Below are 24,619 nucleotides of genomic sequence, written 5' to 3' on the forward strand. Positions count from 1 at the left end.
TGACAATCCATGCGCAGCATAGACGACCTCGATACGCCGGCAATCCTGATCGACGCCGCCCGCGCCGAAGCCAACATCGTCCGCGCCCAGGCCCATGCCGACAGCCATGGGCTGAAGCTCAGGCCGCATATCAAAACCCACAAGCTGCCCTACTGGGCGAAGAAGCAGGTCGCGGCTGGCGCGGTCGGCATCACCTGCCAGAAGATCGGCGAAGCCGAGGTGATGGCCGATGCCGGGCTGACCGACATTTTTCTGCCCTACAATATTCTCGGCCGCGCCAAGCTGGAGCGGCTCAAGGCGCTGCATGGCCGCGTAACCCTCTCGGTGACGGTGGACAGTGGGGAGACGCTCGACGGGCTTGCCGCCACCTTCACCGATCCGGGGCACCGGTTACAGGTGCTGGTGGAATGCGACACCGGCATGGGCCGCTGCGGCGTGCAGTCGCCTGGCGACGCGGTGGCGCTGGCCAGAGAGATCGCCAAGGCCAACGGGCTCGTCTTCGGCGGGCTGATGACCTATCCGTCGGCAGGCCGCGCCGCGGAGGCCGAAGCCTGGCTTGCCGGCGCACGCGATGCACTTGCCGCCTCCGGCCTTGAATGCCAGCGCATTTCCAGCGGCGGCACGCCGGACATGTGGCGCTCGGGCGAGGACAGCGTCGTCACCGAATACCGCCCCGGCACCTACATCTATCTCGACCGCTACCAGGTCGCCAAAGGCGTCGGCAGCCTCGACGATTGCGCGCTGACGGTGCTGTCGACCGTGGTCAGCCACCCGACACCGGCGCGCGCCATCCTCGACGCCGGCAGCAAGGCGCTCTCCAGCGACACGCTGGGGCTTGCCGATTTCGGCGAGCTGCTGGGTATTCCCGGCGCCAGGGTGACCGGCCTCAGCGAAGAGCATGGCAATGTAACGCTTTCGGGCGACACAAAACTTCGCATCGGCGAGCGCGTGCGCGTCGTGCCCGACCATTGCTGCGTCGTTACCAATCTGTTCGACGAGGTGCACCTAATCGACGGCGACAAGGTGCTTGAAACGCTGCCGGTAGCAGCGCGCGGCCGGATGGGGTGATATTGGCGTCGCTCTGACCGAACGCCCGTTTGGATCAGGGTTGGACAAGCGAACCCAGCGCAGCCCTCAGCGGATCGAGGGCATCGCCATACAATTTCCAGCGCTCGACCGAGGACGAATAGATCGGCTGGCGCACCTGCCAGCGGCTAGGCGTTCGCACTGTGCGCTTGGTCTCGTGGAAACGCAGACACGCATCGTCCCATTCCACGTCGAGAAATCCGATCAATCCACGTGCGCGGGTTTCGAGATCGGCCACGGTTTCTTCGTAGGGCATGTCGTGGATGGCCAGCGGAACGACCTTGGCCCAATGGCGCATCAAGCGATCATATTGCCGATAATACTGCCCAAGCTTGGTCAGATCGGCATTGTAGCCGTGGGCATCGGAGAAATTGTGCATGAAGCAGGACGTGCAATTATCCATCGGGTCACGCCGACAGTGGACGATGCGGGCATTTGGCAAAATGAGGCTGATGAAGGCCAGCAGCTCGAAATTATGCGGCATCTTGTCGACGACACGCGCCGCCTTGCCGTTGCGCTTGTTGAGATGGTCGAGATATTTCGAGCCAAGTTCCCTCGCCTTCGTCGGCGTGAGCGCCGCCATGGCCCTGGCGAAAATCGCCGGATCAGGCTGGTCGAATCCGAGTTCGCCGGCCAATGAACGGATGATCGGCAATTCGCCGGCGCCATGGATATCGTGATGACTGGCGCATATCTGCTCGGTCAGCGTCGTTCCTGAACGTGGCATGCCGACGATGAAGATCGGCCGTTCGGACGGATTGCCGAATTTTGGCCGCGCTTCGAAAAAACCGGCGTCGAAAGTCTCGATGAAACTGTCATAGAGCCGCGTGTGCATGGCAATGTCGAAATCATTGCCGGAGATTGCCTTGGCCCTGGCGAAATGGTGGATGGCCAGGCGATACTCGTGCTGGTCGTTGAGGATTTTTCCGGCGGCGTGATGCAGGTAAACCCGCTCGCGATCGGTGGTCATCGGCAATTCAAGGCGGGCCTGCACCAAGGCCAGGGCTGGATCGCCCTTGACGGCCCGACGCGCGAGCGCCAGCCCGGACAGCGCCTCGACATTCGCCCTGTCAATGGCGATGGCGCGACCAAAGCATTCGACCGCCTCGGCTTGCCGGCCCATGTCGGTGAGCAGGTCGCCCATACCGACCAGCGCCTTCAGCGATTGGCTGTCAACCGCCAGCGCGCGGCGATAGAAACCCTCGGCGATGTCGCCCTCGAGTTGGCTCCGGTAGGATTTGCCGAGATTGCACAATGCCTCGACAAGCCGGCCGTCGAGCTCGATCGCTTTTCTCAGCTGTTTGCGCGCTAGTTCTATGTTGCCGATCAGGTTGTAGGCATTGCCGAGATTGTTGCGGAAAATGGCGTTGCCCGGTTCGAGCTTGACCGCGCTCTTCATAAAGTCGATGGCCGTCTCATTTTGCTGGGCCTCGATCGCCAGCGTGCCCATCAAATTGAGCGCCATGGCATTTTTGGGCTGACGTCGAAGCACGGTCTGATAGCAGAACTCGGCTTCGCGAAACCGCTTGCGGCGCTGCAGGTCGATGCCGCGCTGCAACGTCTCCAGCACCGACTCGCCAGCGGCCGGGAGAAAATCCTGGACCATGGCCGGTAGACCGACAGGCTGCCGGCGTGGCAAGAGTGGCATGCTTCACCCCCAATCGCCGGATATCACGGCAATCAGCGTGACCAATCAGAATTTGAATGTAACGCCAAGCTGCAGATTGTGGGAATTCAACTTGCCGTTCGAGAATACAGCATCGCTGTCGCGCGAGGAATCGAAGTCGACGCCGGAGACGGCCTTGAACCTGTAGCCGAAATCGAGGTCGATATTCTGCGCCAGCGCGTAGGTGACACCGGCTCCCAATTGGCCCGCGAAACCCCACCCACCAGATCCGTATCCATAAAGGTGACCATCCCAAGTTGTGTCGGCGGTCACATAGGCGGCGCCGATGCCGCCGCCGACATAGAGCTTGGCATCTGCAAAATGAGCAACGTCGGCCCAGACATTGGCGAGCAGATAGGTAGCGGACAAATCGCCGTCAGCCGGAAGCCAGGCACTTACACCCTCCTGATACGAATTCGCCTTGTAGCGGGCATAGGACAGTTCGCCTTCGACCCGAAACACATCGTTGATCCGCCTACCGACGACGCCGCCGATCACGAAGCCGGTGTCGAAGTCCATCGAAAAGTCGTTGTTGTAGTAATCGGCATGTGTTTTCACGCGATTCGGGAAGCTGGCGCCACCAAACAGTGTGACATACCAGAGATCCTGGGCCGCCGGAACTTCGACCGCCGCGTCGGCGGCATTGGCCGAATTCCAGCCGAGCATCAGGGCCGTTGCGGAGACACCAGCAAGCAGACGTACATTCGTCGACAAATCCACCCCCACGAATATTGACAGGCAAACATAATGCATCACTTCTGGTGCAAGGCTTAGCTGTCAACAAGTGAAAACGAGACCAGGGTCCACCTTCTAGAAATCTCTGTTGCAACATTGCAACATCCCTGCTTCGGTCCGTCACAAATAATGTTGACGGCAGAATACGTGAGGCTGTCGGGCGAAATAGAATGAGGGGCCAATGACGGCCGAGCAGGTGCCCCACTAATGGAGCTTATCGGCCTGCCTCGCCGCGACACGGCGCATGGAAATGACCCGGCGACGTCGGATTTCCGTGCGCATCGCCATCAGGTGGAGCGCGAAGAACAGCACGGTGAAGCCGAGCGCCATCACCAGCAGCGGCCTCAGCATAGAGGGGTCAATGGTCGAGCCACCCATGCGGAACACCGAAGCCGGCTGATGCAGCGTGTTCCACCAGTCGACCGAGAACTTGATGATCGGGATGTTTATGAAGCCGACCAGGGTGATGATTGCGGCGGCCCAGGCGGCGCGCGCCGCACCGTCGAGTGCCCGCGTCAGCGCAATGATGCCGAGATACATCAGAAACAGCACGAACACCGAGGTCAGCCGCGCGTCCCACACCCACCAGGTGCCCCACATCGGCTTGCCCCAGATCGAGCCGGTGATCAGCGCGAGTGCTGTAAAGACGACGCCGATGGGTGCCGCCGATTTCAGCGCAACATCGGCCAGCGGATGGCGCCATACCAGCGTGCCCAACGCGAAAACCGCCATCACCGTGAAACACATCATGGCCAGCCAGGCGAAGGGCACATGGATATACATGATGCGCACGGTGATGCCTTGCTGGAAATCCTCCGGTGCCGTGAAGCTCATATAGAGCCCGGCGGCCAGGAGGAGTGTGGCGATGGTCGCCAGCCACGGCACTACCTTGTCGGCCAACCCGACAAACCGCGTCGGGTTGGCGAAATCCATCCAGCCGCTGAGGCGTGAAGTCAGGTCACTCATGCGGCTTTACATAAACCCGCGACGCGTTTGGGGCAATCGAGTGGTGGTGTCGCAGGCGGGACCTTCCCTTCTCCCACAGCGGAGAAGGGAAGGAGCTCAGGCGGCCTCGTCCGTGATGGCGCGGCTGAGGCGGCGGACTTCCTCGTCGTTGAGCAGGCCGCCGGCGCGCAGCAGGCTGGCGAAGCGGCCATTGCGCATCGACAATTCGGCGAAGCCACCCATTTCGACCACCTTGCCCTTGTCCATGAACACGACCAGATCGGCATCTCGAACGGTCGTCAGGCGGTGGGCGATGATGAAGGTGGTGCGGCCGCGCCGCAATTCGTCAATCGCTTCCTTGACACGGTCTTCCGTCTCGACGTCGAGCGCGCTGGTCGCTTCGTCGAGCACCAGGATGGGCGAATCCTTCAGCACGGCGCGCGCGATCGCGATACGCTGGCGCTCGCCGCCCGAAAGCTGTCCGCCGCGTTCGCCGACGACCGTGTCGTAGCCGTTGCTCTTCGACAGGATGAAATCCTGCGCGGCGGCGGCATTGGCGGCGGCGTGGACCTCATCGTAGGTCGCCTCGGCGCGCCCGACGCGGATATTGTCCTCGATCGAGCGGTTGAGCAGACCCGCATCCTGGAACACGGTGGCGATCGAGTGGCGCAGCGACTTGCGGGTCACCGTGCGGGTATCGATGCCATCGATCAGGATACGGCCGCTGGACGGTGCAAAGACGCGCTGCAAAAGATTGATGAGCGTGGTCTTGCCTGCGCCCGTCGGACCGACGATGGCCACGGTCTGGCCGGCACGGACCTCGAACGACACATCGTTCACGCCCTGCCCCGAATTGGCGAATTCGAAGCTGACGTTTTCAAAACGCACATGACCAGTGACGTTGCCGAGGTCGCGCAACCCATCCGGCTCGGCGGCGTCGGCCGCGGAGTCCTCAAGGCGGTAAAATTCCTCGAGCTTGGCCCTGGCTTCCGAAATCTGGTTGGCGAAGGCCGACATCTGGTCGAGCCGGGCGATCAGCAGCGTGGCAAAGCCGGTAAAGGCGATGACGTCACCGATACGCAGTTGGCCATGCATGACCAGATAGGAGCCGATCAACAGCACGACCATCATCGAAATGGTCGACGACAGGCGGTGCAGGGCGTTGGCCAGTGCCCACCAGTCGAGTACCGGATACTGGGCATCAAGCAGATTCTTGACATAACGCTTCAAGGCGTCGGTCTCGTGGCCGATGCGATTGTAGCTCTGCAGCACGGCGACATTGCTGACCGAGTCGCTCACATGCGCGAACACCTGGTGAAAATGCCGCTCCACGGAAGCCTGGCCTTCCCTGGTACGACGCATCACCAGCCGCCCGATTCCGACATAGAGCGCGCCCAGCGCCAGCAGGACCATCGACATGCGAATATCCATGCTGAGCGCCGTCGGCACCAGCAGAACCAGTGCGACGACAGTGGACAAATGCTGCCTCATGAACTCGAGCCAGAGGCTGAACAGGGTCTCGACCGCGCGCAGAAGCGTATGCAGGGAGTTGGAGGTGCCGCGCTGATGATGCCAAGCAAGCGGCATGGTGATCACGCGCTCGAATGACTGGCAAAGAACCTCGCTGCGTCGTGCATGGGCAAAGCGGTCCGCACCGCGCGCCACCAGAACGAAGGCGACGACGTTGAAGACGCCGATACCGGCCCATACGGCGAGCGTCGAAAAGACCGAGCCGCCGTCCGAAATAGCATCGATCACCCGTCCGAACATGATCGGCTCAAGGATGGCGATAATGGCCAGCGCGACATTCGCCCCGCAGATAAACGCTACGCGTTTCCTGTCGGCAGCGAGATAACCAAGCGCTCTCCAGTAGATCTGCAGAAGGGACACTTTAGCTACTCCGGCAAATTGTTATTGTGCACTGCATCATTTTCTACACGTACCCGTTGACGTGTCGCGAAACAATGCTCGTGTACCCCTTCAGTTCCCAATTCGCGAACAAAAGATGGCGACGCTGCGAAATCTGTCGTGATCACCTAACGGTTTGAGAAAAAAGGTAAAATGTCAGTCCTGCGGCAAAACCGTGGCAGGCTGCAAGCACTGCCGCAATTTTAATCAGCAACTGGGTCATGTACGAATCCCTAAAGCCTGCATCGGCTTTTGGGAAAGCTCATGCGCAACAGAATTTCTAGAGAAACCTTAAACAACGCGCATCCGCAAGACGTGCAAAAACGCTAAAATCCTTGGAACTACGCCGGTATCCTGACGACCACCTCAGCCTTATCGCCGGCTTTCGGTTCGAAAGACGATGCCTTCGTCTTTTTACCATCTACCTCTAGCGAGATGGCTTTGACCTTGGCGTCGCGGACGACGCGAACCCTGAGTTCGGCCCCCAGCACCTTGAGCGTTGCTGTATAACCATCCCAATGGCTGGGGAGTTTCGGCCTGAACTGAATGCGCTCGCCCCTGCGCTCAATGCCGAGGATGCCCTCGACCGCCGCGCGATAAAGCCAGCCGGCCGAGCCGGTATACCAGGTCCAGCCACCCCGGCCGCCCTTGCCTTGCCCGGCGTAGACGTCGGCCGCGACGACATAAGGCTCGACGCGGTAGTGCTCGGCAGCGGCCTCGTCGAGCGCGTGGTTGACCGGGTTGAGCATCGAGAGACAGCGGTAGGCGTCGTCGGTGCGCCCCATTTCGGCGAGCGCAATGACGAACCATGTCGCCGCGTGGGTGTACTGGCCGCCGTTTTCACGGACACCTGGCGGGTAGCTCTTGATGTAGCCTGGGTTCTGTTCCGTCCTGGAGAAGGGCGGGGTGAAAAGCTTGACGATCTTGAGCTCGTCGTCGACAAGCATTTTCATCGCCTGTTGCATCGCCGTCGTCGACCGCGCCGGATCGCCCTCGCCCGACAGCACGCTCCACGACTGGGCAATCGAGTCGATCTTGCACTCCTGCGAACCGCGCGACCCCAGCGGCGTGCCGTCGTCGAAGCTGCCGCGACGATACCATTCACCATCCCAGGCCGTGCTTTCCAGCGCCCGCTTCAGCACGGCGGCGTGTTTTGTCCAGGCTTGCGCGCGCTTGGTATCGCCTTCCGCCTTGGCGACAGGTGCAAAGTCGCCCAGCGTCTTCAGCAGGAACCAGCCCAGCCAGACGCTCTCGCCCTTACCGTGCTCGCCGACACGATTCATGCCGTCGTTCCAGTCGCCTCCGAGGATCAGCGGCAATCCGGCGGGGCTGCTGCGCTTGATGGCAAGGTCAAGTGCGCGTGCGCAATGATCATAGAGTGAAGCGGTCTTCTTCGAGATCTCCGGGGTGAAGAAGGCGTCGTGCTCGCCTTCTTCCAGAGGCGGCCCGTCGATGAAGGGCAGTTGTTCCCTGAGGATCGCGGTATCGCCGGTCACCTGCAAGTAGTGTGACGTGGCGTGGGCGAGCCAGACCACGTCGTCGGAAATCATGGTGCGGACGCCTGCCTCGGTGCGCGGCAGCCACCAGTGCTGTACGTCACCTTCAGGGAATTGCCGCCGCGCCGCGTTGAGGATCTGGTCGCGCGCCAATTTCGGATCATGGACAAGCAGAGCCAACGTGTCCTGCAACTGATCGCGGAAGCCAAAGGCGCCGCTCGCCTGGTAAAACGCGGAGCGGGCGCGGATGCGGCAGGCAAGGCTCTGATAGGGCAGCCAGTGGTTGACCATAGCGTTGAGCGCCTTGTCCGGCGTCTCGACCTGGATGGTGTCGAGAAACCCTCGCCAGGTGCGTTCGTTGTCAGCCAGCCGCTGATCGAAATCCTTGCTGCTATGATGCTGTACCAGCGCGCTGGCTTCCTCGGCAGAGGCTGCATCGCCGAGCAGCCAGAGCAGCGTCACGTCGCCGCCGGCGGGGATGTTGATGTCGCGTGCAATTGCAGCACAGGGATCGTCGCCGGCCTCGACGCGGCCCGACAGGCTGGCGCCGCTGAGCACGGCATGCGGAAGTTCGCTGGTGCCGTGCCGGCCGATGAACTCACCGCGGTCGGCCGTCACCGAATGTGCCGCGCTGTCGGCGGCCAGGAAGGCGACCCGCTCGCTGAAGTCGAGCCCATAGGGATTTTGCACCAGCAACGCGCCCGTCGCGGCATCCCTGGACGGAACGATGGTCGCCGCCGTGCGCGAACGATGGCTGCCAAGAACCCATTCCGCGTACGCGTAGACGCGCAGGCGCGCCGGCACGGAACCCGAATTCTGAATGCGCAATCGGGAGATTTTCACAGGATCGACAGAATCCACCACATGAGTAAGGTCCATCGACAGCGACCCGCGCTTCGAACGGAAGGTCGAAAAACCCTGCCCGTGCCATGTTTCGTAGGTCATGGCGGGATCGCGCACCACGGCGGCCAGCGGCGAGAACGCCCGGCCGCTGGCGTGATCGTAGATATAGATCCCCTCGCCGGGCCGGTTGGTGACCGGGTCGTTCGCCCACGGCGTCAATTGATAGTCGCGGCTGTTTCGGCTCCAGGTGAAGGCAGCGCCTTCAGCCGAAACATGGAAACCGAACGAAGCGTTGGAGACGACGTTGATCCAGGGCTGCGGCGTCGTGCGCCGGCCAGCTAGACGCACGACATAGTGGCGTCCGTCGCCCTCGAAGCCGCCAAAACCGTTCCACTGGTTGAGCCCGCTGCCGTCGGCACTGCCTTCGATCGTGGCTTGGGCAGCCGATGGCTGTGGCGCCGGCGAAGACGGTTCACGAAGCGCTGCTGTACCTGCCGGCTGCAACGCGTCCCGCGCTTGCAGCGCAGCGGCCTCGGCGCGCTCGATCTGATCGAAGATGGTGCCGTTGCGCGTGTGCAGGGCGACGCGGGCGACAGCGAGCAGCGTCTTGTAGGTCGTCTCGTCCATCAGGTCGCGGCGCACCGCGAAGATGTGCTGGCGGGGTCCGAGCTCCTTGCCGCGCAGACGGCTGTTTTCGCACAGCGTCTCGACTGCCCGTTGCAGATCCTGCACGTAGGAAGAAGCCTGCTCGTTGACGACGACAAAGTCGATCATCATGCCGCGGGCGCGCATATATTCCTGGAATCGGAGCGCCTGGGCGACGATTTCGAGGTCGGCGACATCGCCGATCCTGACCAGGAAAATCGGAAAGTCCCCGGATATGCTGGTCGGCCACAGACTGGACTGCTTACCGAGCCCGGAGGCGATCGATTCGGCCGGAAGGCGCAGGAACGGATCGGGATAGATCAGATAGCGCGCCAGATTCTGCACATTGGCGGCATCGGCAAGGCTGAGGCCGAGATGACGGGTCTGCACCTGCGAGCGGGTCCAGGCGAGCATCGCCTGGCGAGCGAAAGCTTCCGGATGATCCAGCCGCGCAATGGCATCTTCGAGTTCGGCACGGTTGGCGCCGACGGCAGTCCAGAAGGTCAGCGATATCTTCTTGTTGGCCGGCACGCGCACCTGTCGGCGAAGTGCTGCGACCGGATCCAGCGTGAAGCCGGAATGGCCGCCAAGCTTGGCGCCGGGATCGAAGGCGGCGGCCTCGGTAATGGTGCGGCCGCGGCCGATGAAGGCGCGCCGGTCGGTCTCGGCCTCGGCGTCGCGCGTCGACCCGGACGGGTCGGTGACGAAATGCACCAAGGTGACATCGGGCTCGTCCGTTTCCCGCTTGCGTCTTGTGGCGAAGATCGCCCCGTTATTCGCGGCGATTTCGGTTTCTACGAACATTTTCGAGAAGGCCGGATGCGCGTTGTCGGATGCGTCGGAGCCCAGCACCAGCTCGGCAAAGGAAGTCACTTCGATATGCCGGTCGACCGGGCCGTCATTGTAGAGCGTCACCCGCCGGCCTTCGCCGTTTCCTTCCGAGATGACGATGCATTCGACCTCTGAACGCAGTGGTCCCACCGATTTGACGAAGCTCGCCTTGTCATCGGAGAACAGCGTCTGCACCTCTTCGTTGGTGGCACGCTTCGGCTCGGCGGTGGCCGACCACCAGTCGCCGGTGCCGGAGTCGCGCAGGAAGATATAGGAGCCAAGCCGATCCTCGGTCGGATCCGGCTGCCAGCGCGTGACGGCAAGCTCGCCCCAGCGACTATAGCCGGAGCCGGTTGCGGTAACCATGACCGAGTAGCGGCCATTGGACATGACGCTGGTCGAACGCAGCGCCTTGAGCGGGTTGAGCACGATGCGCGTATCGGGGCTCTCGACTTCCGTTTCGTCCTTCGACCGTTCGTCGGCCTCGGTCCTGACGGTGGCGGTCGGGATGTCGCGCGGCGCTCTTTCCTGCAGCAGCAACTCGGCCGACTCGATCACCGGATCGCTGTGGAAACGGTCGCGCAGGCGTCCTTCGAAGATGGCGTCGGCAACGGCCGCGATCGACATGCCGGAATGGTGGGCCATGTAGTTCAGCACGACGACATGGTCGGTGCCCTCCGGCACGCGCTGCGGTGTGAAATCGACCGCGTCGTAGAAGCCGTGCCGGCCAAGGGCGCCGAGCCGCCTCAGCCTGGCCAGGTTCTGCACCGATTCACGCGGGGTGAACTGCGCCGCCAGCACGGTCGCATAAGGCGCAATCACCGTGTTCTGGCCAAGACCTCGCTTCAGGCCGAGCCCAGGCACGCCGAAATTGGTGTACTGGTAGGTCAGTTCGCGGTCGCGGGCGTTGTAGGCCGCTTCCGAAATCCCCCAGGGCACGTTCTTCGAGCGGCCGTACTGGATTTGGCGTTTGATGATGAGCTTGCTGGTCTGATTAAGGATGCTGCCCTGCGGCTCCTTCATCACCAGCGGCGGCATCAGATACTCGAACATCGAGCCGGACCAGGACATCAGCGCGCCCTTGAACCCGATCTCCACGATCGGCCGGCCGAGGTGGAACCAATGCTCCGTCGGCAGATCGCCCTTGGCTATGGCGAACAGGCTGGTCAGCCGCGCCTCGGAAGCCAGGAGGTCGTAGCAGCTTTCGTCGAGCTGATGCTCCTCGACCCGGTAGCCGATCGACAGGAGCTTGCGTTCCTTCCGCATAAGGAAGGAGAAATCCATCTCGAAGGCGAAGCGGCGCGTGCGCTCGCGCAACGAAAGAAGCTTGGCCCGCAGCGCTTCGACGGCACTGTCGTCGCTATGCGCGTCGTGGACATGCGCTTCGCAGGTGGCTTCCAGTCTCGCCGCCCAGTCGGCGATTATGTCGCTCTGCGTCGATGCGGCCTCGGTATGGATAGCGATGGCGAGCTTGCGGATCTCGCCAGCCAGAACGGCCAGGTTGATGGTGCGGATCGACGCCATCTCGGGCTGTGCCTTGATCGATTCAACCGCGCGCCGCATGCCGTCGAGGCGATCGGCGAGTCGCTGGCGCAACGGCCGCAACTGGCGGCGGTCGTCAGGCAACTCCGCCAGGCTTTCGTCGAGGATCGTCACCGTATCGAGGATACCCTCGAAGTCGCCCTGAAGGTGGACTGCAGGCGCTTCCGCCCATTCGGCGCAGGCTGCCGCCACCGCCACCAGATGGCCGGCGAGATTGCCGCTATCGACGGCGGAAATGTAGAGCGGGTAGAGCGGCTTCAGCGTCGTCGTATCATACCAGTTGAAGAGATGGCCGCGCTCACGCGGCATGCTCTCGATGGTCGACATCGTGGCGTCGATGCGCGTGGCGGCGTCGGACAGGCTGATCCAGCCGAAATCGCGGGCCGAAACCACCGACAGGAGATAAACGCCGATGTTGGTCGGCGAGGTGCGGGGCGCCACGACAGGCGCCGGACTTTCCTGAAAATTGTCGGGCGGCAGATTGTGATGCTCGGCCGTCACGAAGGTCTCGAAATAATGCCATGTGCGCCGCGCAACCGTGCGCAGCGCATGGATGTCGGCCGCCGATATGCGCAAACGGTCCTCGGTTTCGGCCGAGCGGCTGATCCAGAAGGCGAAGGCCGGCGAACCGATCCAGAACAGCGCGAAGAAGAAGGCGACGAAAGCTCCGGTGGAATCGGCCAGAACAGGGATGGAGAGGCCGACGACGCCGACAATCACCGCGCCGTACATCATGCCGTAATAGGAGCTGAGATCGTTGTCGCCGTTCTTGTGAGCCTGCGAGGCAGTGCGCCATTCGAGCAGGTTCTGCCGACTGACGAACAAACGGTAGAGGGTGCGAATGATAGCGTCGCCCATCATCCAGGCCAGATGGGCCATCAGCACGATCTTCAGCGCCACCAGGGCGGTGCCGAAGACAACGTCGCGCGCCAGCGCCGAGAAATGGCCGCGCGGCGTCTGGTCGCCGCTTTTCGGCAAGATGGCGTGGACGATGTCGAATGTCGGCGCCATGAACAGTGTGAGGATCAGCAGCGCCTGCCATTGCGCGGCCTGCGTGAAAGGCAGCAGCGTCCAGCCGGCGATCGCCGCCATTACCCAGAAGATCGGCGTCAGCGAGCGGCGCAGATTGTCGACCATCTTCCAGCGCGACAGCGCCGGCACGCCGGAGCGCGGATCGAGAATGAAGCCCAGAAGCTGCCAGTCGCCGCGTGCCCAGCGATGGTGGCGCGACGCGTCGACCGAATAGCGGGTCGGATAGTCCTCGACCAGTTCGACGTCCGTGACCAGCGCCGCACGTGCCAAGGCGCCTTCGAGCAGATCGTGGCTGAGGATGGTGTTTTCGTCGATGCGGCCCTTCAGCGCCGCTTCGAAGGCGTCGACATGATAGAGGCCCTTGCCGGTGAAGGAGCCGTCGCCGAAGACGTCCTGATAAATATCCGAGACGGCAAAGACATAGGGATCGAGGCCGCGATTGGCGGAAAAGACCCGCTGGAAGAAGGATGCGTCGTCGCCGCTGGTCAGCGAGGCGGTGATGCGCGGCTGCAGGATGGTGTAGCCGGCGGTGACAACGCGCTTTGCCGCATCGTAGTGCGGGCGGTTGAGCGGATGGCAAAGCTTGCCAACCAAACTGGCGACGGCATCGCGGGTGGTGCGCGTGTCGGCGTCCAACGTCATCACATGGATGACGTTTTCAGGCAACGGCACATCCAGCGGCAGAAAGGTGGTGTCGCTGTCACCGCGCAGCAGAAGGTTCAGTTCGTGCAGCTTGCCGCGCTTGCGTTCCCAGCCCATCCAGGCGCCCTGGGATTCGTTGTAGAGCCGCCGGCGATGTAGGACATAGAAACGCGGCGCGCGTTCGCTGGGATAGCGGGCGTTCAGCCGGGCAATCTCGTCGCGAGCATATTGGAGGATCTCAATATCCGCCGCATCGATTTCGGTTTTGCTGTCCGGCCAATCCGAAAGCAGAGCGAAATGGATTTCGTCAGCCGTGTTGGCCAGGTGATGCACTTCGATGTTGCGGATGTTCTCCTCGACGTCGTCGCGCGAGCCGATCAGCGACGGCACCACTACCAGCGTGCGGACCTCGGGCGGCATGCCGCGTCTGTAGTCGTAGCCGACGAGGCGCGTGGGCTTCAGGAACAACGATACGACAGTGTTGAAGAAGGCAAGCGCGCCCTCGCTGGCCGGCACGGCAAACAGCGCCAGCATCAACGCGATCGACCCTATGGACAGGCCGAGGCTGGCAAGGGCATTGCCGGAGAGAACCAGAAGCAGGACCGTCAGCGCGAACACTGGCAAGACAATGCCCAGCCATCCGGTCTTGCGGAACGCCCGTTTGATCGTGACGCTGACGGTCGGCCGATAGCCGATCGCCTTTTCCAGTTCCAGCCGGCGCGGCCCGACCAGAAAGAACCCGACGTCGGTGTGAGCGGTCGGACCGGTGCTGGTGGTATCGTCGACAGCGGCATGGCCGGCGAGTTCGATCGCCTTTTCGGCAACGCGGAATTCGGAACGATCGGAGCGGCGCGCCATTTCTTCGATCGCGGTCCGGTACTGGTCGCGCGAGAAGAAATCGAGCGCTGCGAAATCGGTGCGCTCGCGTAGCAAGGTGTCGATGCGGCTGACATCTTCGAACCAAACCGTCCAGTCGATATCGTTGATAAGCCTGAGGCCGCGGATGATGTTGCCGGTGGTTACATTGCCGCCGGACAGCGTGCGATGCTCGCTGATGATGATTTCCTCGGCATCGGAGCCGGACTTTTCGAGTTCGCCCTCCAGCCATTCCAGCGCCCTGCCGGCATTTTGCGACCCGTCGCGCAGGCGGTAGAGCAATTGGGTGGCAAAGGTGGTGTCTTGTGCATGGGCAACGTAGTGCGACAGGATCGCCTGACGATCGGCGCTGTCGTCGACCGCCAGCACGCGGTCGGCAACCTCGTTGGCAATCTGGCGCATCTGTCGGGTACGATTGACCCGGACCGCGATCCGGCGAAGATTTTCGATCAGAACGAAGCGCAGCAGCGATGGCAGCGCCCAGAGCTCGCCGATCTTCAGCGGCTCGACGGACTGAAAGCCTTCGACGATCGCCTTGAACATTGTCGCCGAAACGGAACTGTCGGAATGGGCGACATAGGTCCAGGCCAGCGCAAGCGCGCGTGGCACGCTGGCGCCGTTGGACAGCTTCAGTGTCGGCAACTCCCGATAGAAACGGCGCGGCAGGTCGCGCTTGACCTGGAAGATGGTTTCCTCGACCAGATAGTTGTTGTCGAGCAGCCATTGCGCCGCCGGTGTGATCGTCTCGCCCCTCGCCTGCGCGGCATTGGTCGAGCGGTAGACTTCGAGGATCTTGCTGGCACTGTCGCGGACGCGTGGCTGGAAATCGAACGGCTCCAGGCCGAACAGATCTTTGACGTCGCCCTTGGCGAGGGTTGTACCCAGCGTGCGCAGGCGCTCTTCCGGCAGGAAATTGGAGCGTATCGGCTCTTCGGTGATGGCCGGGAAGCCCGCGCTCGTCTTTTCCATTTGGGTGGGGGCCGTCTGAATATTCATTGAAAATTCCGCATGGGGGACGCATAGCGGCGCCACCGCCACGGCAATGTCCCTAAAACCGATTCAAATGCAATTGGTTGCATCGAAACACAGGTCGAAAGTTTGTTTTCGCACCCCAACTTTCAGACGATCACCCCTTCGCTCCCGCCGAGACTTGATCGAAGGAGGGATTCGGGCTTTTTCGTGATGTGGGCTTGAGCTTACGGCATATTTCGCCGGTGTTGCGATCATGTTTCGAAACAGGCGTTAATCGTTTGCAGCAACCCGTTCGATCCTGATCACGAACAGCGTCGCCGTTCGGGCTGGCTCCAGGCGCCATTTCAGGGCGCCCGGCCCGAGCAACAGCGTGTCGCGCGGCCCGATGCGGACAGGCGTCGCGCCGGCCATCGTGATCTCGCCGTCAAAACACAGGATGAGGGTAGTATCGGGCGCCGACCGGATATCTGTCGGGGCCGAAATCACCACGCGCTCGACGGCGTGGGGCATCCGTCCGCGCCGCGTCATGACGTTGAGGTCGGTGATCGGACCGGCGATTAGCGCCGCTTGCGTCGGCACATCGGCCGGAAAGGAGAGCGGGGCAGAAGCCCTGGTCACCGTAGCCGCCGGGCGGCCGGCGATATCAAGGACAATCCCCTCGCCTTCCAGCACGGCCAAGGTTCGGTCCACTCCGGCAAACCCTGAGAACGGCCCGCCGCTTTCGACGCGCGCCATGGAGACGCGCCAGTCGAAATCGTCGAGTGCGGCACCTGCGGGCGAGACGGCGATTTCCGTCGTCACCCCGCCGCCGTTCTTCCACGGCATAGACCGGTATTCGGCTGCCCGGAGAATGCGCAAGGCGCGGCTCAGCCGAGAATGCCTGGCAGGTTGAGCTGGTGCTCCCTGGCGCAGTCGATGGCGAGGTCATAACCGGCATCGGCGTGGCGCATGACGCCGGTCGCGGGGTCGTTCCACAGCACCCGCTCCAGGCGTTTGGCCGCTTCGCGTGTGCCGTCGGCGACGATGACCATGCCGGCATGTTGCGAAAAGCCCATACCAACGCCGCCGCCATGATGCAGCGACACCCAGGTTGCGCCGGAGGCGGTGTTGAGCAGCGCATTGAGCAGCGGCCAGTCCGACACGGCGTCGGAGCCGTCCTTCATCGATTCCGTCTCGCGGTTCGGCGAGGCAACCGAGCCGGAATCAAGATGATCGCGGCCGATGACCACCGGCGCCTTGAGCTCGCCCTTCGCCACCATCTCGTTGAAGGCGAGGCCGAGCCGGTGGCGGTCGCCGAGACCGACCCAGCAGATGCGCGCCGGCAGACCCTGGAAGGCGATACGCTCGCGCGCCATGTCGAGCCAGTTGTGCAGATGGGTGTTGCCGGGCGTCAGCTCGCGCACCTTGGCGTCGGTCTTGTAGATGTCCTCAGGATCGCCTGAGAGGGCTGCCCAGCGAAACGGGCCGATGCCGCGGCAAAACAGCGGTCGGATATAGGCCGGCACGAAACCCGGGAAGGCAAAGGCGTTCTCGAGCCCTTCCTCTTTCGCCACCTGACGGATGTTGTTGCCATAGTCGAGCGTCGGCACGCCGGCATTCCAGAACGCCACCATCGCCTCGACATGTTCGCGCATGGACGCGCGCGCTGCCTTTTCGACCGCCTTCGGGTCGCTGGTACGCTTCTCGCGCCATTCGGCGAGCGACCAGCCCTTGGGCAGATAGCCGTTGAGCGGATCATGCGCCGACGTCTGGTCGGTGACCAAGTCGGGGCGCACGCCACGCCGCACCAGTTCCGGCACGATGTCGGCGGTGTTGCCGACCAGACCGACCGATTTCGCCTCGCCGGCCCTGGTCCAGCGCTCGATATTTTCCAGCGCCTCGTCGAGCGTGTCGGCGCGTTCGTCGACATAGCGGGTGCGCAGCCTGAAATCGATACGGTCGGGATCGCATTCGATCGCCAGGCAGCAGGCGCCGGCCATCACCGCGGCCAGCGGCTGGGCGCCGCCCATGCCGCCGAGGCCGCCGGTCAGGATCCATTTGCCCCTGAGGTTGCCGCCGTAATGCTGGCGGCCAGCCTCGACGAAGGTCTCGTAGGTGCCCTGCACGATGCCTTGCGTGCCGATGTAGATCCACGAACCGGCCGTCATCTGGCCGTACATCATCAGGCCCTTCTTATCGAGATCGTTGAACTTCTCCCATGTCGCCCAGTGCGGCACGAGGTTGGAATTGGCGATCAGCACGCGCGGCGCATCGGTATGCGTCCGGAACACGCCGACCGGCTTGCCCGACTGCACCAGCAGCGTCTCGTCATCTCCAAGCGTCTTCAGAGAGGCGACGATGCGATCAAAGTCGTTCCAGGTGCGCGCCGCCCGGCCGATGCCGCCATAGACAACCAGTTCGTTGGGGTTTTCGGCGACGTCGGGATCGAGATTGTTCATCAGCATGCGCAACGGCGCTTCCGTCAGCCAGGAACGTGCATTGAGCTGGCTGCCGCGCGGGCTGCGGACTTCGCGGATGTTATGGCGAGGATCGGTCATAGCGTCACTTTTCCTTTCGAATAAGCTGCGCGGCGGAGCGTCAGCGCCCGGCCCAGGCAATCGCGCTTTCCAGAATCCGCTTCAGCGTGGCGCGGATCGGCGCGGCGAATGCGGGGTCGTAAGGCACCGGCCAATTATCGGGCGTCCCCTTGCCCTCGGGCTCGCGCATATAGCCGCGGTTGGACAGTTCCATCTGCAGCGCGTGGACGTTGTTCTGCGGCTGGCCGAAATGGCGCGTGATCCAGCCGCCCTTGAAGCGGCCGTTGACGACGTAGCTTTCGCCGGTCTCTGCGAGGATCTGGCCGACCATCGCCTGCAAGGCCGGATCGGCGCTCTTGCCGTCATTGGTGCCGAGATTGAACACCGGCAGCGTGCCTTCGAACAGGCGCGGCAGCACCGAACGGATCGAATGGCAGTCATAGACGACGATCTTCTGGTGCAGGGCGCGAAGCCTGTCGATTTCGGCCTGCAAGGCGGCATGATAGGGTACGAAATATCTCTCGCCGCGCTCATCGATCTCCGACGGCCCAGGCTCTTCCCCGGCGCGATAGAGCGGATCGCCATCGAAGGTCTCGGTCGGGCAGAGCCCGGTGGTCGCCTGGCCGGGATAGAGCGAGGCGCCGGACGGGTCACGATTGACGTCGATGACGGTGCGCGAGATCGCCGTATGCACCACCGTCGCGCCGAGGCTTTCGGCGAAATCATAGAGCTTGTCGACCCACCAGTCGGCGTCGCGGCGGCCGAGCCACGGCGAAACCAGCCGGTCGTCAAGGCCGGCGAGATCGACGCCGGTATGCGGGATCGAGACCAGCAGGGGCGCCGTGCCTTGGGTGACGGTGAGCCAGGAGGGTAGAGTCATGAGAGATCTCCCTGCCTTGGCACTCTACGTCGCCCCCCCTCTGTCCTGCCGGACATCTCCCCCACTTGGGGGGAGATTGGCAGCTGCGGCGCCTTGCTCAGTCCTGGAATGTTGGAGATTGGCGAAAGCCTCGTTGACGGCCGATCTCCCCCCTCGTGGGGGAGATGTCCGGCAGGACAGAGGGGGGCGCGAAGGAACTCGGCCTATCGAGGTGTGCGCTGTCACGACGCAATCCCCGGCAGTGCCACCGCGCCCGCTGCCTTCACGGCAGCGCCGCTGCGCACCATGGCAATGGCCTTTTCCATGTCGGGGTGGAAATGCCGATCATTGTCGAGATGCGGCACTTCGGCCCTGACCAGCCTGCGCACCGCTTCGAGCGGCGCACTCGATGCCAGCGGCGCATGGAAATCGCAGCCTTGCGCTGCGGCCAGCAATTCGATGCCGATGACGGCCGTCGCATTCTCGACCATGCCGATCAGCCGGCGCGCGCCATGCGCTGCCATCGAGACGTGGTCTTCCTGATTGGCAGAGGTCGGGATCGAATCGACGCTGGCCGGATAGGCCTTCTGCTTATTTTCCGAGACGAGTGCTGCCGCCGTCACCTGCGGGATCATGAAGCCGGAATTCAAGCCGGGCTTCGGCGTCAGGAAAGCCGGCATGCCCGACAGCGCCGGGTCGACCAGCATGGCAATGCGCCGTTCCGACAGCGAGCCGATCTCGCATACGGCGAGTGCGATCATGTCGGCGGCAAAAGCCACCGGCTCGGCGTGGAAATTGCCACCGGAAAGTGCTGTGTCGTCCTCGGCGAAGATCAGCGGATTGTCGGTGACGCCGTTGGCTTCGGTGCCCAGCGTGTCGGCGGCCTGGCGCAGCACGCTGAGGGCCGCGCCCATCACCTGCGGCTGGCAGCGGAGGCAGTACGGATCCTGCACGCGCTCGTCGCCGACTCGGTGCGATTCACGAATGGAGCTGCCGGCCATTAGATTGCGCAGCGCCTCTGCCGTCTCGATCTGGCCAGGATGCTTCCTGAGCAGATGGATGCGCGGATCGAAGGGGGCGTCGGAGCCTTTGGCGGCATCGGTCGAAAGCGCACCGGCGACGAGCGCCGACTGATAAAGCACTTCAGCGTCGAACAGGGCGGCCAACGCGTAGGCGGTCGAGAACTGCGTGCCGTTGAGCAGCGCCAACCCTTCCTTGGCGCCCAATGTCACTGGCTCCAGCCCGTGCGAGACAAAGGCGACCTTGGCCGGGAACCGACCATGCGGGGTAAAACACTCGCCGACGCCGATCATCACCGCCGTCATATGCGACAGCGGCGCAAGGTCGCCGGATGCACCGACAGAGCCTTGCGCCGGGACCACCGGAATGACGTCATTGGCTAGCATCGCTTCCAGCAATTCGATGGTCTGCGGCCGCACACCGGAGGCGCCCTGCGCCAGGCTGGCCAGCTTCAGCGCCATCATCAGCCGAGTGATCGCAACCGGCATCGGCCCGCCGACACCGGCGGCATGCGACAGCACGATGTTGCGTTGAAGTGTCTCGAGGTCGGCGGCGGGAATGCGGACGCTGGCCAATTTGCCGAAACCGGTGTTGATGCCATAGACCGGCTCACCCCTGGCGACGATCCGCGCAACCGCCTCGGCGCTGGCCTTGATCTTCGGCCGGCAGGCAGGGTCCAGCTTCGGCACGGCGCCACTATAGATTTCGCGCCAGTCGGCCAGCGTTGTGTTGCCCGGCTTGAGTTTGAGTTGGCTCATTGTCCTCTCCAGATGCGAGCATGCAGCGGGTTGAAGCCCATGCGATAGACGAGTTCGGCCGGACGCTCGATGTTCCAGATCGCAAGGTCGGCTGATTTTCCAGCCTCCAGCGTGCCGGTCTGTCCGAGCAGTCCTAACGCTCGGGCGGCCTCGCGGGTGACACCGGCAAGGCATTCGTCAACAGTCAGACCGAACAAAGTGGCCGCCATGTTCATGGTCAGCAGCAGCGAGGTCAGCGGCGACGTGCCAGGATTGCAGTCGGTGGCGACCGCCATCCTGACGCCATACTGGCGAAACAGGCCGATCGGCGGCTTCTTGGTCTCACGGATGAAATAGTAGGCGCCGGGCAAGATCGTCGCCACGGTTCCTGCCTTGGCCATCGCCGCCGCACCCGCCTCGTCAGTGTATTCGAGATGGTCGGCCGACAGGGCGCCATAGCGCGCGGCGAGTTCCGCCCCATGCAGATTGGACAATTGGTCGGCGTGGAGCTTTACCGGCAGACTTAGCGCCTTCGCCGCGTCGAACACGCGAGAAATCTGCTCGGGCGAAAAGGCGATGCCCTCGCAAAACCCATCGACCGCGTCGGCCAGGCCCTCGTCGGCGACGGCAGGCAAAATCTCCTTTGCGACCAGATCGATAAAAGCGTCCTTGTCGCCTTTCGCTTCAGGCGGCAGGGCATGGGCGCCGAGGAAGCTCGTCCTAACTGTTATTGAACGGTTTTCGCCCAGGAGCCGCGCGGCGCGCAGCGATTTCTTCTCGTTTTCGATGTCGAGCCCATAGCCCGACTTGATCTCGATGGTGGTGAGGCCTTCGGCGATCAGCGCATCGAGGCGCGGCAGCGACTGGGCAACCAGTTCGTGCTCGCTGGCAGAGCGCAGCGCCTTGACCGACGAGACGATGCCGCCGCCCGCTCGAGTCACCTCCTCATAAGTCGCGCCGGCCAGCCGCATCTCGAATTCGTTGGCGCGGTTGCCGGCATGAATCAGATGAGTGTGGCAGTCGATCAGGCCGGGGGTAATCCAACGCCCTTCGCAATCGATAATCTCGGCGGCTTGGCCAACCGCTGCCGGCATGTCGGCTTCCAGGCCGGCGTAGACGATCAGGCCATCGCGCGCGGCGATCGCGCCGTCTCCGACGATACCCAGTCCGGCCGCCCTGTCAGCCATGGTCGCCAGACGCGCATTGCGCCAGAGGCGAATCTCCCCTGCCCGATCTTTGCTCTCTCCAGCCATCATCTTTTCCGTTTCAATCGGCGGCTATTATGTATATACATATTGAAATGCACTGCAAGTGATATCATTGCACGGGACACAGGGAATCGGAGAGAAAAACGTGACGGCGATCTTTGCGGAACAGGCGCTTCTGCCCGACGGCTGGCATTCCAATACCCGGATCGTCGTCAGTGGTGGCGGCATCGCCACGGTCGAGCCGAACACCGCATCCCAGCCCGGCGACGAACGCCATGCCATCCTCCTGCCAGGCATGCCGAACCTGCACAGCCACGCCTTCCAGCGCGGCATAGCCGGCCTTGCCGAGCTGCGCGGCCCTTCCGCCGACAGTTTCTGGAGCTGGCGCGAGGTGATGTACCGCTTCGCGCTGTCGATGACGCCGGACCAGGTCGAGGCGGTTGCCGCGCAGCTCTATGTCGAGATGCTGGAGGCAGGGTTCTCACGCGTCGGCGAGTTTCACTATCTGCATCACGAACGCGACGGCCAGCCCTACGCCAACATCGCGGAAATGGCCGAACGCATCACTGCCGCGGCTGCCGACACCGGCATCGGGCTGACGCTGCTGCCGGTCTTCTATGCCCATTCCTCCTTCGGCGGCGCTGCGCCGAATGAAGGCCAGCGGCGATTCATCAACGATGTGAATCGGTTCTCGCGGCTTGTTGAGAAATGCCAGGAATGCGTTCGCACCTTGAATCAGGGCGTCGTTGGCGTCGCTCCGCATAGTCTGCGCGCCGTGACGCCGGAGGAACTCGCCTCAGTTACCGCAATGACGCCGGACGGGCCGATCCACATCCATGTCGCCGAGCAAGTGAAGGAGGTCGAGGACTGCCTTGCCTGGTCCGGGGCGCGACCGGTCGAATGGCTGCTCGCCAATGCCAAGGTCGATAAAAGCTGGTGCCTGATCCACGCTACCCACATGACCGAGACCGAGACGGCGGCCATGGCGAAAAGCGGGGCAATCGCCGGCCTCTGCCCAATCACAGAGGCCAATCTCGGCGACGGCACCTTTGCCGCGCCCCTGTTCACGCAACATGGCGGCCGCTTCGGCGTCGGCTCCGATTCCAACGTGCTGATCGGCCTGCCGGACGAATTGCGGCAGCTCGAATATTCGCAGCGCCTCGCCCACCGCGCCCGCAACCTGCTGGCGGTCGCCGGCGGTTCGACCGGCCGCGCTTTGTTCGATGCAGCGCTCGACGGCGGCAGCGCGGCGCTTGGCGCAGGCCCCTCGCGGATCGCCGCGGGTGCCCCAGCCGATTTCATCTCGCTCGATGGCAAGCACCCGTCGCTTGCCGGCAAGACGGGCGATGCAGTGCTCGACGCCTGGATCTTCGCCAACGGTACCAAGGTCGATTGTGTCTGGGTGCATGGCAAGAAACTGGTCAGCGGCGGCAGGCACACAAGGCGCCATGCCGTTGCCGAGCGTTTTCGCAAGGTGATGACGGAACTCGCGGCGTGAGCATGACCGGAACAATGGACGTCGGCGAGCCTCTCTCGCTGCATCAGCGCATCCTGTCCGACATCAGCGAACGGATCCTGTCCGGCGCTTGGGCGCCCGGCCACCGCATACCGTTCGAGCACGAACTGTCGGCCGAGTACAAATGTTCCCGTATGACGGTGAACAAGGCGCTGTCGCAGCTTGCCAAGGCCGGGCTTATCGAGCGCCGCCGCCGCTCCGGCAGTTTTGTCCGGCGGCCGCATTCGCAAGCCGCGGTGCTGGAAATCCACGACATCAGGATCGAGGTCGAGGCGCTTGGCCTGCCCTATCGCTACGAGCGTGTGGCGCGACACAAAAGGCGCAGCAGTGCGGAGGATCGCGCCTTGCTGGAACTCGACGCTGCCGGACCTGTGCTGGCGCTGGAATGCCGGCATTTCGCCGGCCAGCGGCCGTTCGCCCACGAACAGCGGCTAATCAACCTGGCCGCCGTGGCCGAGGCCGGCGACGAGGAATTTCTTGCCATCGCACCTGGGCCGTGGCTGATCGCCCGCGTGCCGTGGAGTGCCGCCGAGCACCGCATCCGCGCCATCGCCGCCGATAAACACATTGCGGCCGCACTCGATATCGAGTCCGGCGCATCGTGCCTGGTGGTCGAGCGGCGGACATGGAGCGCCGAGCACCCCGTCACTCACGTCCGTTTCACCTATGCGGCCGAGAGCCACACGCTAGTGGCAAGGTTTACGCCGTCGCAGGGGTAACCCTCCCCCTCGAGGGGGAGGGTCGCGGAGGAAAATGCCGCATGGCGGCATTTTGTGACGCGGGGGGGGGTCGGTGCAACCCCGCCGACCCCACCCCGTCTCGCAATCTCCGCTTCGCTCCGATTACTCGCCGACCCTCCCCGTTGGCTTACGTTGAGGTCGATGGTTTGGATTTTCTGATGACGGAAGTAGGCATCGAAGACGCCGTCGGTTTCGGTAGGGCGGAAGGCGACGGCCTTGCCGGCAAACGCCTTGCAGATCTTGACGGCGTGTCCGAACAGCGAAGTTGTGCCCTTCTGCTGGATTCTGCGGACCTGGTCGCCGGGCGCGTATTCGAATGGCTGGACCGCATCGGCGAAGTCGCGCGCCGAAACCCGATAGCGGTCGAGCGGCACAGCGTCCGCAATGGCCTGGTGCGGCCTCTCGGCGTTGTAGATGTGACGCCAGGCATCGAAGGCGCGCTGTGCCGCCTGCAGGCTGTCGAAGGGTGGTCCCTGCAGCGCCTCGGCCTTAAGCGTGCGGTGGAAGCGCTCCTCCTTGCCCAGCGTCTGTGGGTGGCAGGGTCTGGAATGGCCGATCGTTATGCCGTTCTCGATCAGCAAGACGCCGAGCATGGTGAAGTTGTTGCGGCCACCGTCGCCCCAGGGTGGGCCGTTGTCGGTGGCGATGCGCCACGGCAGGCCGTAGCGCCGGAAGGCGGCGATCAGGCGGGTTTTGACAGTTTCGGTGGTCTGGTCGGGGCAAGCTTCCAGCACCAGCGAGAAGCGCGAATGATCGTCGAGCACGGTCAACGGATGCAGCCGCCCGGCGCGCAATGGCACATGG

General features: G+C 63.3%; 14 protein-coding genes. 3 read left to right on the forward strand and 11 right to left on the reverse strand.

What is annotated here, in order from left to right:
- The first annotated feature begins 9 nt into the window (after positions 1 to 9).
- Positions 10 to 1,068: a D-TA family PLP-dependent enzyme gene (locus tag NKH12_RS09025; protein WP_352952779.1), complete on the forward strand. Its 1,059-nt coding sequence runs from the start codon at positions 10 to 12 to the stop codon at positions 1,066 to 1,068.
- A 34-nt stretch (positions 1,069 to 1,102) separates the two neighbouring features.
- On the opposite strand, the gene NKH12_RS09030 is transcribed toward NKH12_RS09025, so the two are convergent.
- From NKH12_RS09030 to hutI, 10 genes are all read right to left on the reverse strand, one after another.
- Positions 1,103 to 2,734 carry a tetratricopeptide repeat-containing sulfotransferase family protein gene (locus NKH12_RS09030; RefSeq protein WP_352952780.1) on the reverse strand — a complete coding sequence of 544 codons (1,632 nt, stop codon included), beginning with the start codon at positions 2,732 to 2,734 and terminating at the stop codon, positions 1,103 to 1,105.
- A 45-nt stretch (positions 2,735 to 2,779) separates the two neighbouring features.
- Positions 2,780 to 3,466: an outer membrane protein gene (locus NKH12_RS09035; RefSeq protein WP_352952781.1), complete on the reverse strand. Its 687-nt coding sequence runs from the start codon at positions 3,464 to 3,466 to the stop codon at positions 2,780 to 2,782.
- 225 nt (positions 3,467 to 3,691) lie between these two features.
- A complete protein-coding gene (locus NKH12_RS09040; protein WP_352952782.1) occupies positions 3,692 to 4,453 on the reverse strand; it encodes a heme ABC transporter permease in 762 nt (253 codons plus the stop codon).
- A 96-nt stretch (positions 4,454 to 4,549) separates the two neighbouring features.
- Complete coding sequence (locus tag NKH12_RS09045) at positions 4,550 to 6,322, reverse strand: glucan ABC transporter ATP-binding protein/ permease (RefSeq protein WP_352952783.1); 1,773 nt, start codon at positions 6,320 to 6,322, stop codon at positions 4,550 to 4,552.
- 359 nt (positions 6,323 to 6,681) lie between these two features.
- On the reverse strand, positions 6,682 to 15,243 hold the full coding sequence (locus NKH12_RS09050) for a glycoside hydrolase family 94 protein (protein WP_352952784.1): 8,562 nt from the start codon (positions 15,241 to 15,243) through the stop codon (positions 6,682 to 6,684).
- Between the two features lie 246 nt (positions 15,244 to 15,489).
- Complete coding sequence (locus NKH12_RS09055; RefSeq protein ID WP_352952785.1) at positions 15,490 to 16,077, reverse strand: HutD/Ves family protein; 588 nt, start codon at positions 16,075 to 16,077, stop codon at positions 15,490 to 15,492.
- A gap of 8 nt (positions 16,078 to 16,085) precedes the next feature.
- Complete coding sequence (hutU, locus tag NKH12_RS09060) at positions 16,086 to 17,756, reverse strand: urocanate hydratase (RefSeq protein WP_352952786.1); 1,671 nt, start codon at positions 17,754 to 17,756, stop codon at positions 16,086 to 16,088.
- A gap of 40 nt (positions 17,757 to 17,796) precedes the next feature.
- Complete coding sequence (gene hutG, locus NKH12_RS09065) at positions 17,797 to 18,615, reverse strand: N-formylglutamate deformylase (protein ID WP_352952787.1); 819 nt, start codon at positions 18,613 to 18,615, stop codon at positions 17,797 to 17,799.
- Between the two features lie 221 nt (positions 18,616 to 18,836).
- On the reverse strand, positions 18,837 to 20,372 hold the full coding sequence (gene hutH, locus NKH12_RS09070) for a histidine ammonia-lyase (RefSeq protein ID WP_352952788.1): 1,536 nt from the start codon (positions 20,370 to 20,372) through the stop codon (positions 18,837 to 18,839).
- On the reverse strand, positions 20,369 to 21,604 hold the full coding sequence (gene hutI / locus NKH12_RS09075) for an imidazolonepropionase (protein ID WP_352952796.1): 1,236 nt from the start codon (positions 21,602 to 21,604) through the stop codon (positions 20,369 to 20,371). The genes hutH and hutI overlap by 4 nt, the downstream gene beginning before the upstream one ends.
- 100 nt (positions 21,605 to 21,704) lie before the next feature.
- Between hutI and NKH12_RS09080 the strand changes: the two genes are divergently transcribed.
- Together NKH12_RS09080 and hutC are read left to right on the forward strand one after the other, a co-directional pair.
- Positions 21,705 to 23,057 (forward strand): formimidoylglutamate deiminase, encoded by a 1,353-nt coding sequence (locus NKH12_RS09080; protein WP_352952789.1) that lies wholly within the window; start codon positions 21,705 to 21,707, stop codon positions 23,055 to 23,057.
- A 2-nt stretch (positions 23,058 to 23,059) separates the two neighbouring features.
- Positions 23,060 to 23,794 carry a histidine utilization transcriptional repressor HutC gene (gene hutC, locus NKH12_RS09085; RefSeq protein WP_352952790.1) on the forward strand — a complete coding sequence of 245 codons (735 nt, stop codon included), beginning with the start codon at positions 23,060 to 23,062 and terminating at the stop codon, positions 23,792 to 23,794.
- Here the strand turns inward: hutC and NKH12_RS09090 are convergent.
- On the reverse strand, positions 23,740 to 24,619 hold an 880-nt coding region (locus tag NKH12_RS09090; RefSeq protein WP_352952791.1), incomplete at its 5' end, for an integrase core domain-containing protein. The two genes, hutC and NKH12_RS09090, sit on opposite strands and share 55 nt — an antisense overlap.

The organism is Mesorhizobium sp. M1322, from assembly GCF_040318085.1.
Classification (GTDB): domain Bacteria; phylum Pseudomonadota; class Alphaproteobacteria; order Rhizobiales; family Rhizobiaceae; genus Mesorhizobium.

Bases quoted from the DNA above. Each gene is read 5' to 3' on its own strand.
- NKH12_RS09050 (WP_352952784.1), bottom strand. From the start codon at position 15,243: ATGAATATTCAGACGGCCCCCACCCAAATGGAAAAGACGAGCGCGGGC.
- hutC (WP_352952790.1), top strand. From the start codon at position 23,060: ATGACCGGAACAATGGACGTCGGCGAGCCTCTCTCGCTGCATCAGCGC.
- hutU (WP_352952786.1), bottom strand. From the start codon at position 17,756: ATGACCGATCCTCGCCATAACATCCGCGAAGTCCGCAGCCCGCGCGGC.
- hutI (WP_352952796.1), bottom strand. From the start codon at position 21,604: ATGGCTGGAGAGAGCAAAGATCGGGCAGGGGAGATTCGCCTCTGGCGC.
- NKH12_RS09025 (WP_352952779.1), top strand. From the start codon at position 10: ATGCGCAGCATAGACGACCTCGATACGCCGGCAATCCTGATCGACGCC.
- NKH12_RS09030 (WP_352952780.1), bottom strand. From the start codon at position 2,734: ATGCCACTCTTGCCACGCCGGCAGCCTGTCGGTCTACCGGCCATGGTC.
- hutG (WP_352952787.1), bottom strand. From the start codon at position 18,615: ATGACTCTACCCTCCTGGCTCACCGTCACCCAAGGCACGGCGCCCCTG.
- NKH12_RS09040 (WP_352952782.1), bottom strand. From the start codon at position 4,453: ATGAGTGACCTGACTTCACGCCTCAGCGGCTGGATGGATTTCGCCAAC.
- hutH (WP_352952788.1), bottom strand. From the start codon at position 20,372: ATGAGCCAACTCAAACTCAAGCCGGGCAACACAACGCTGGCCGACTGG.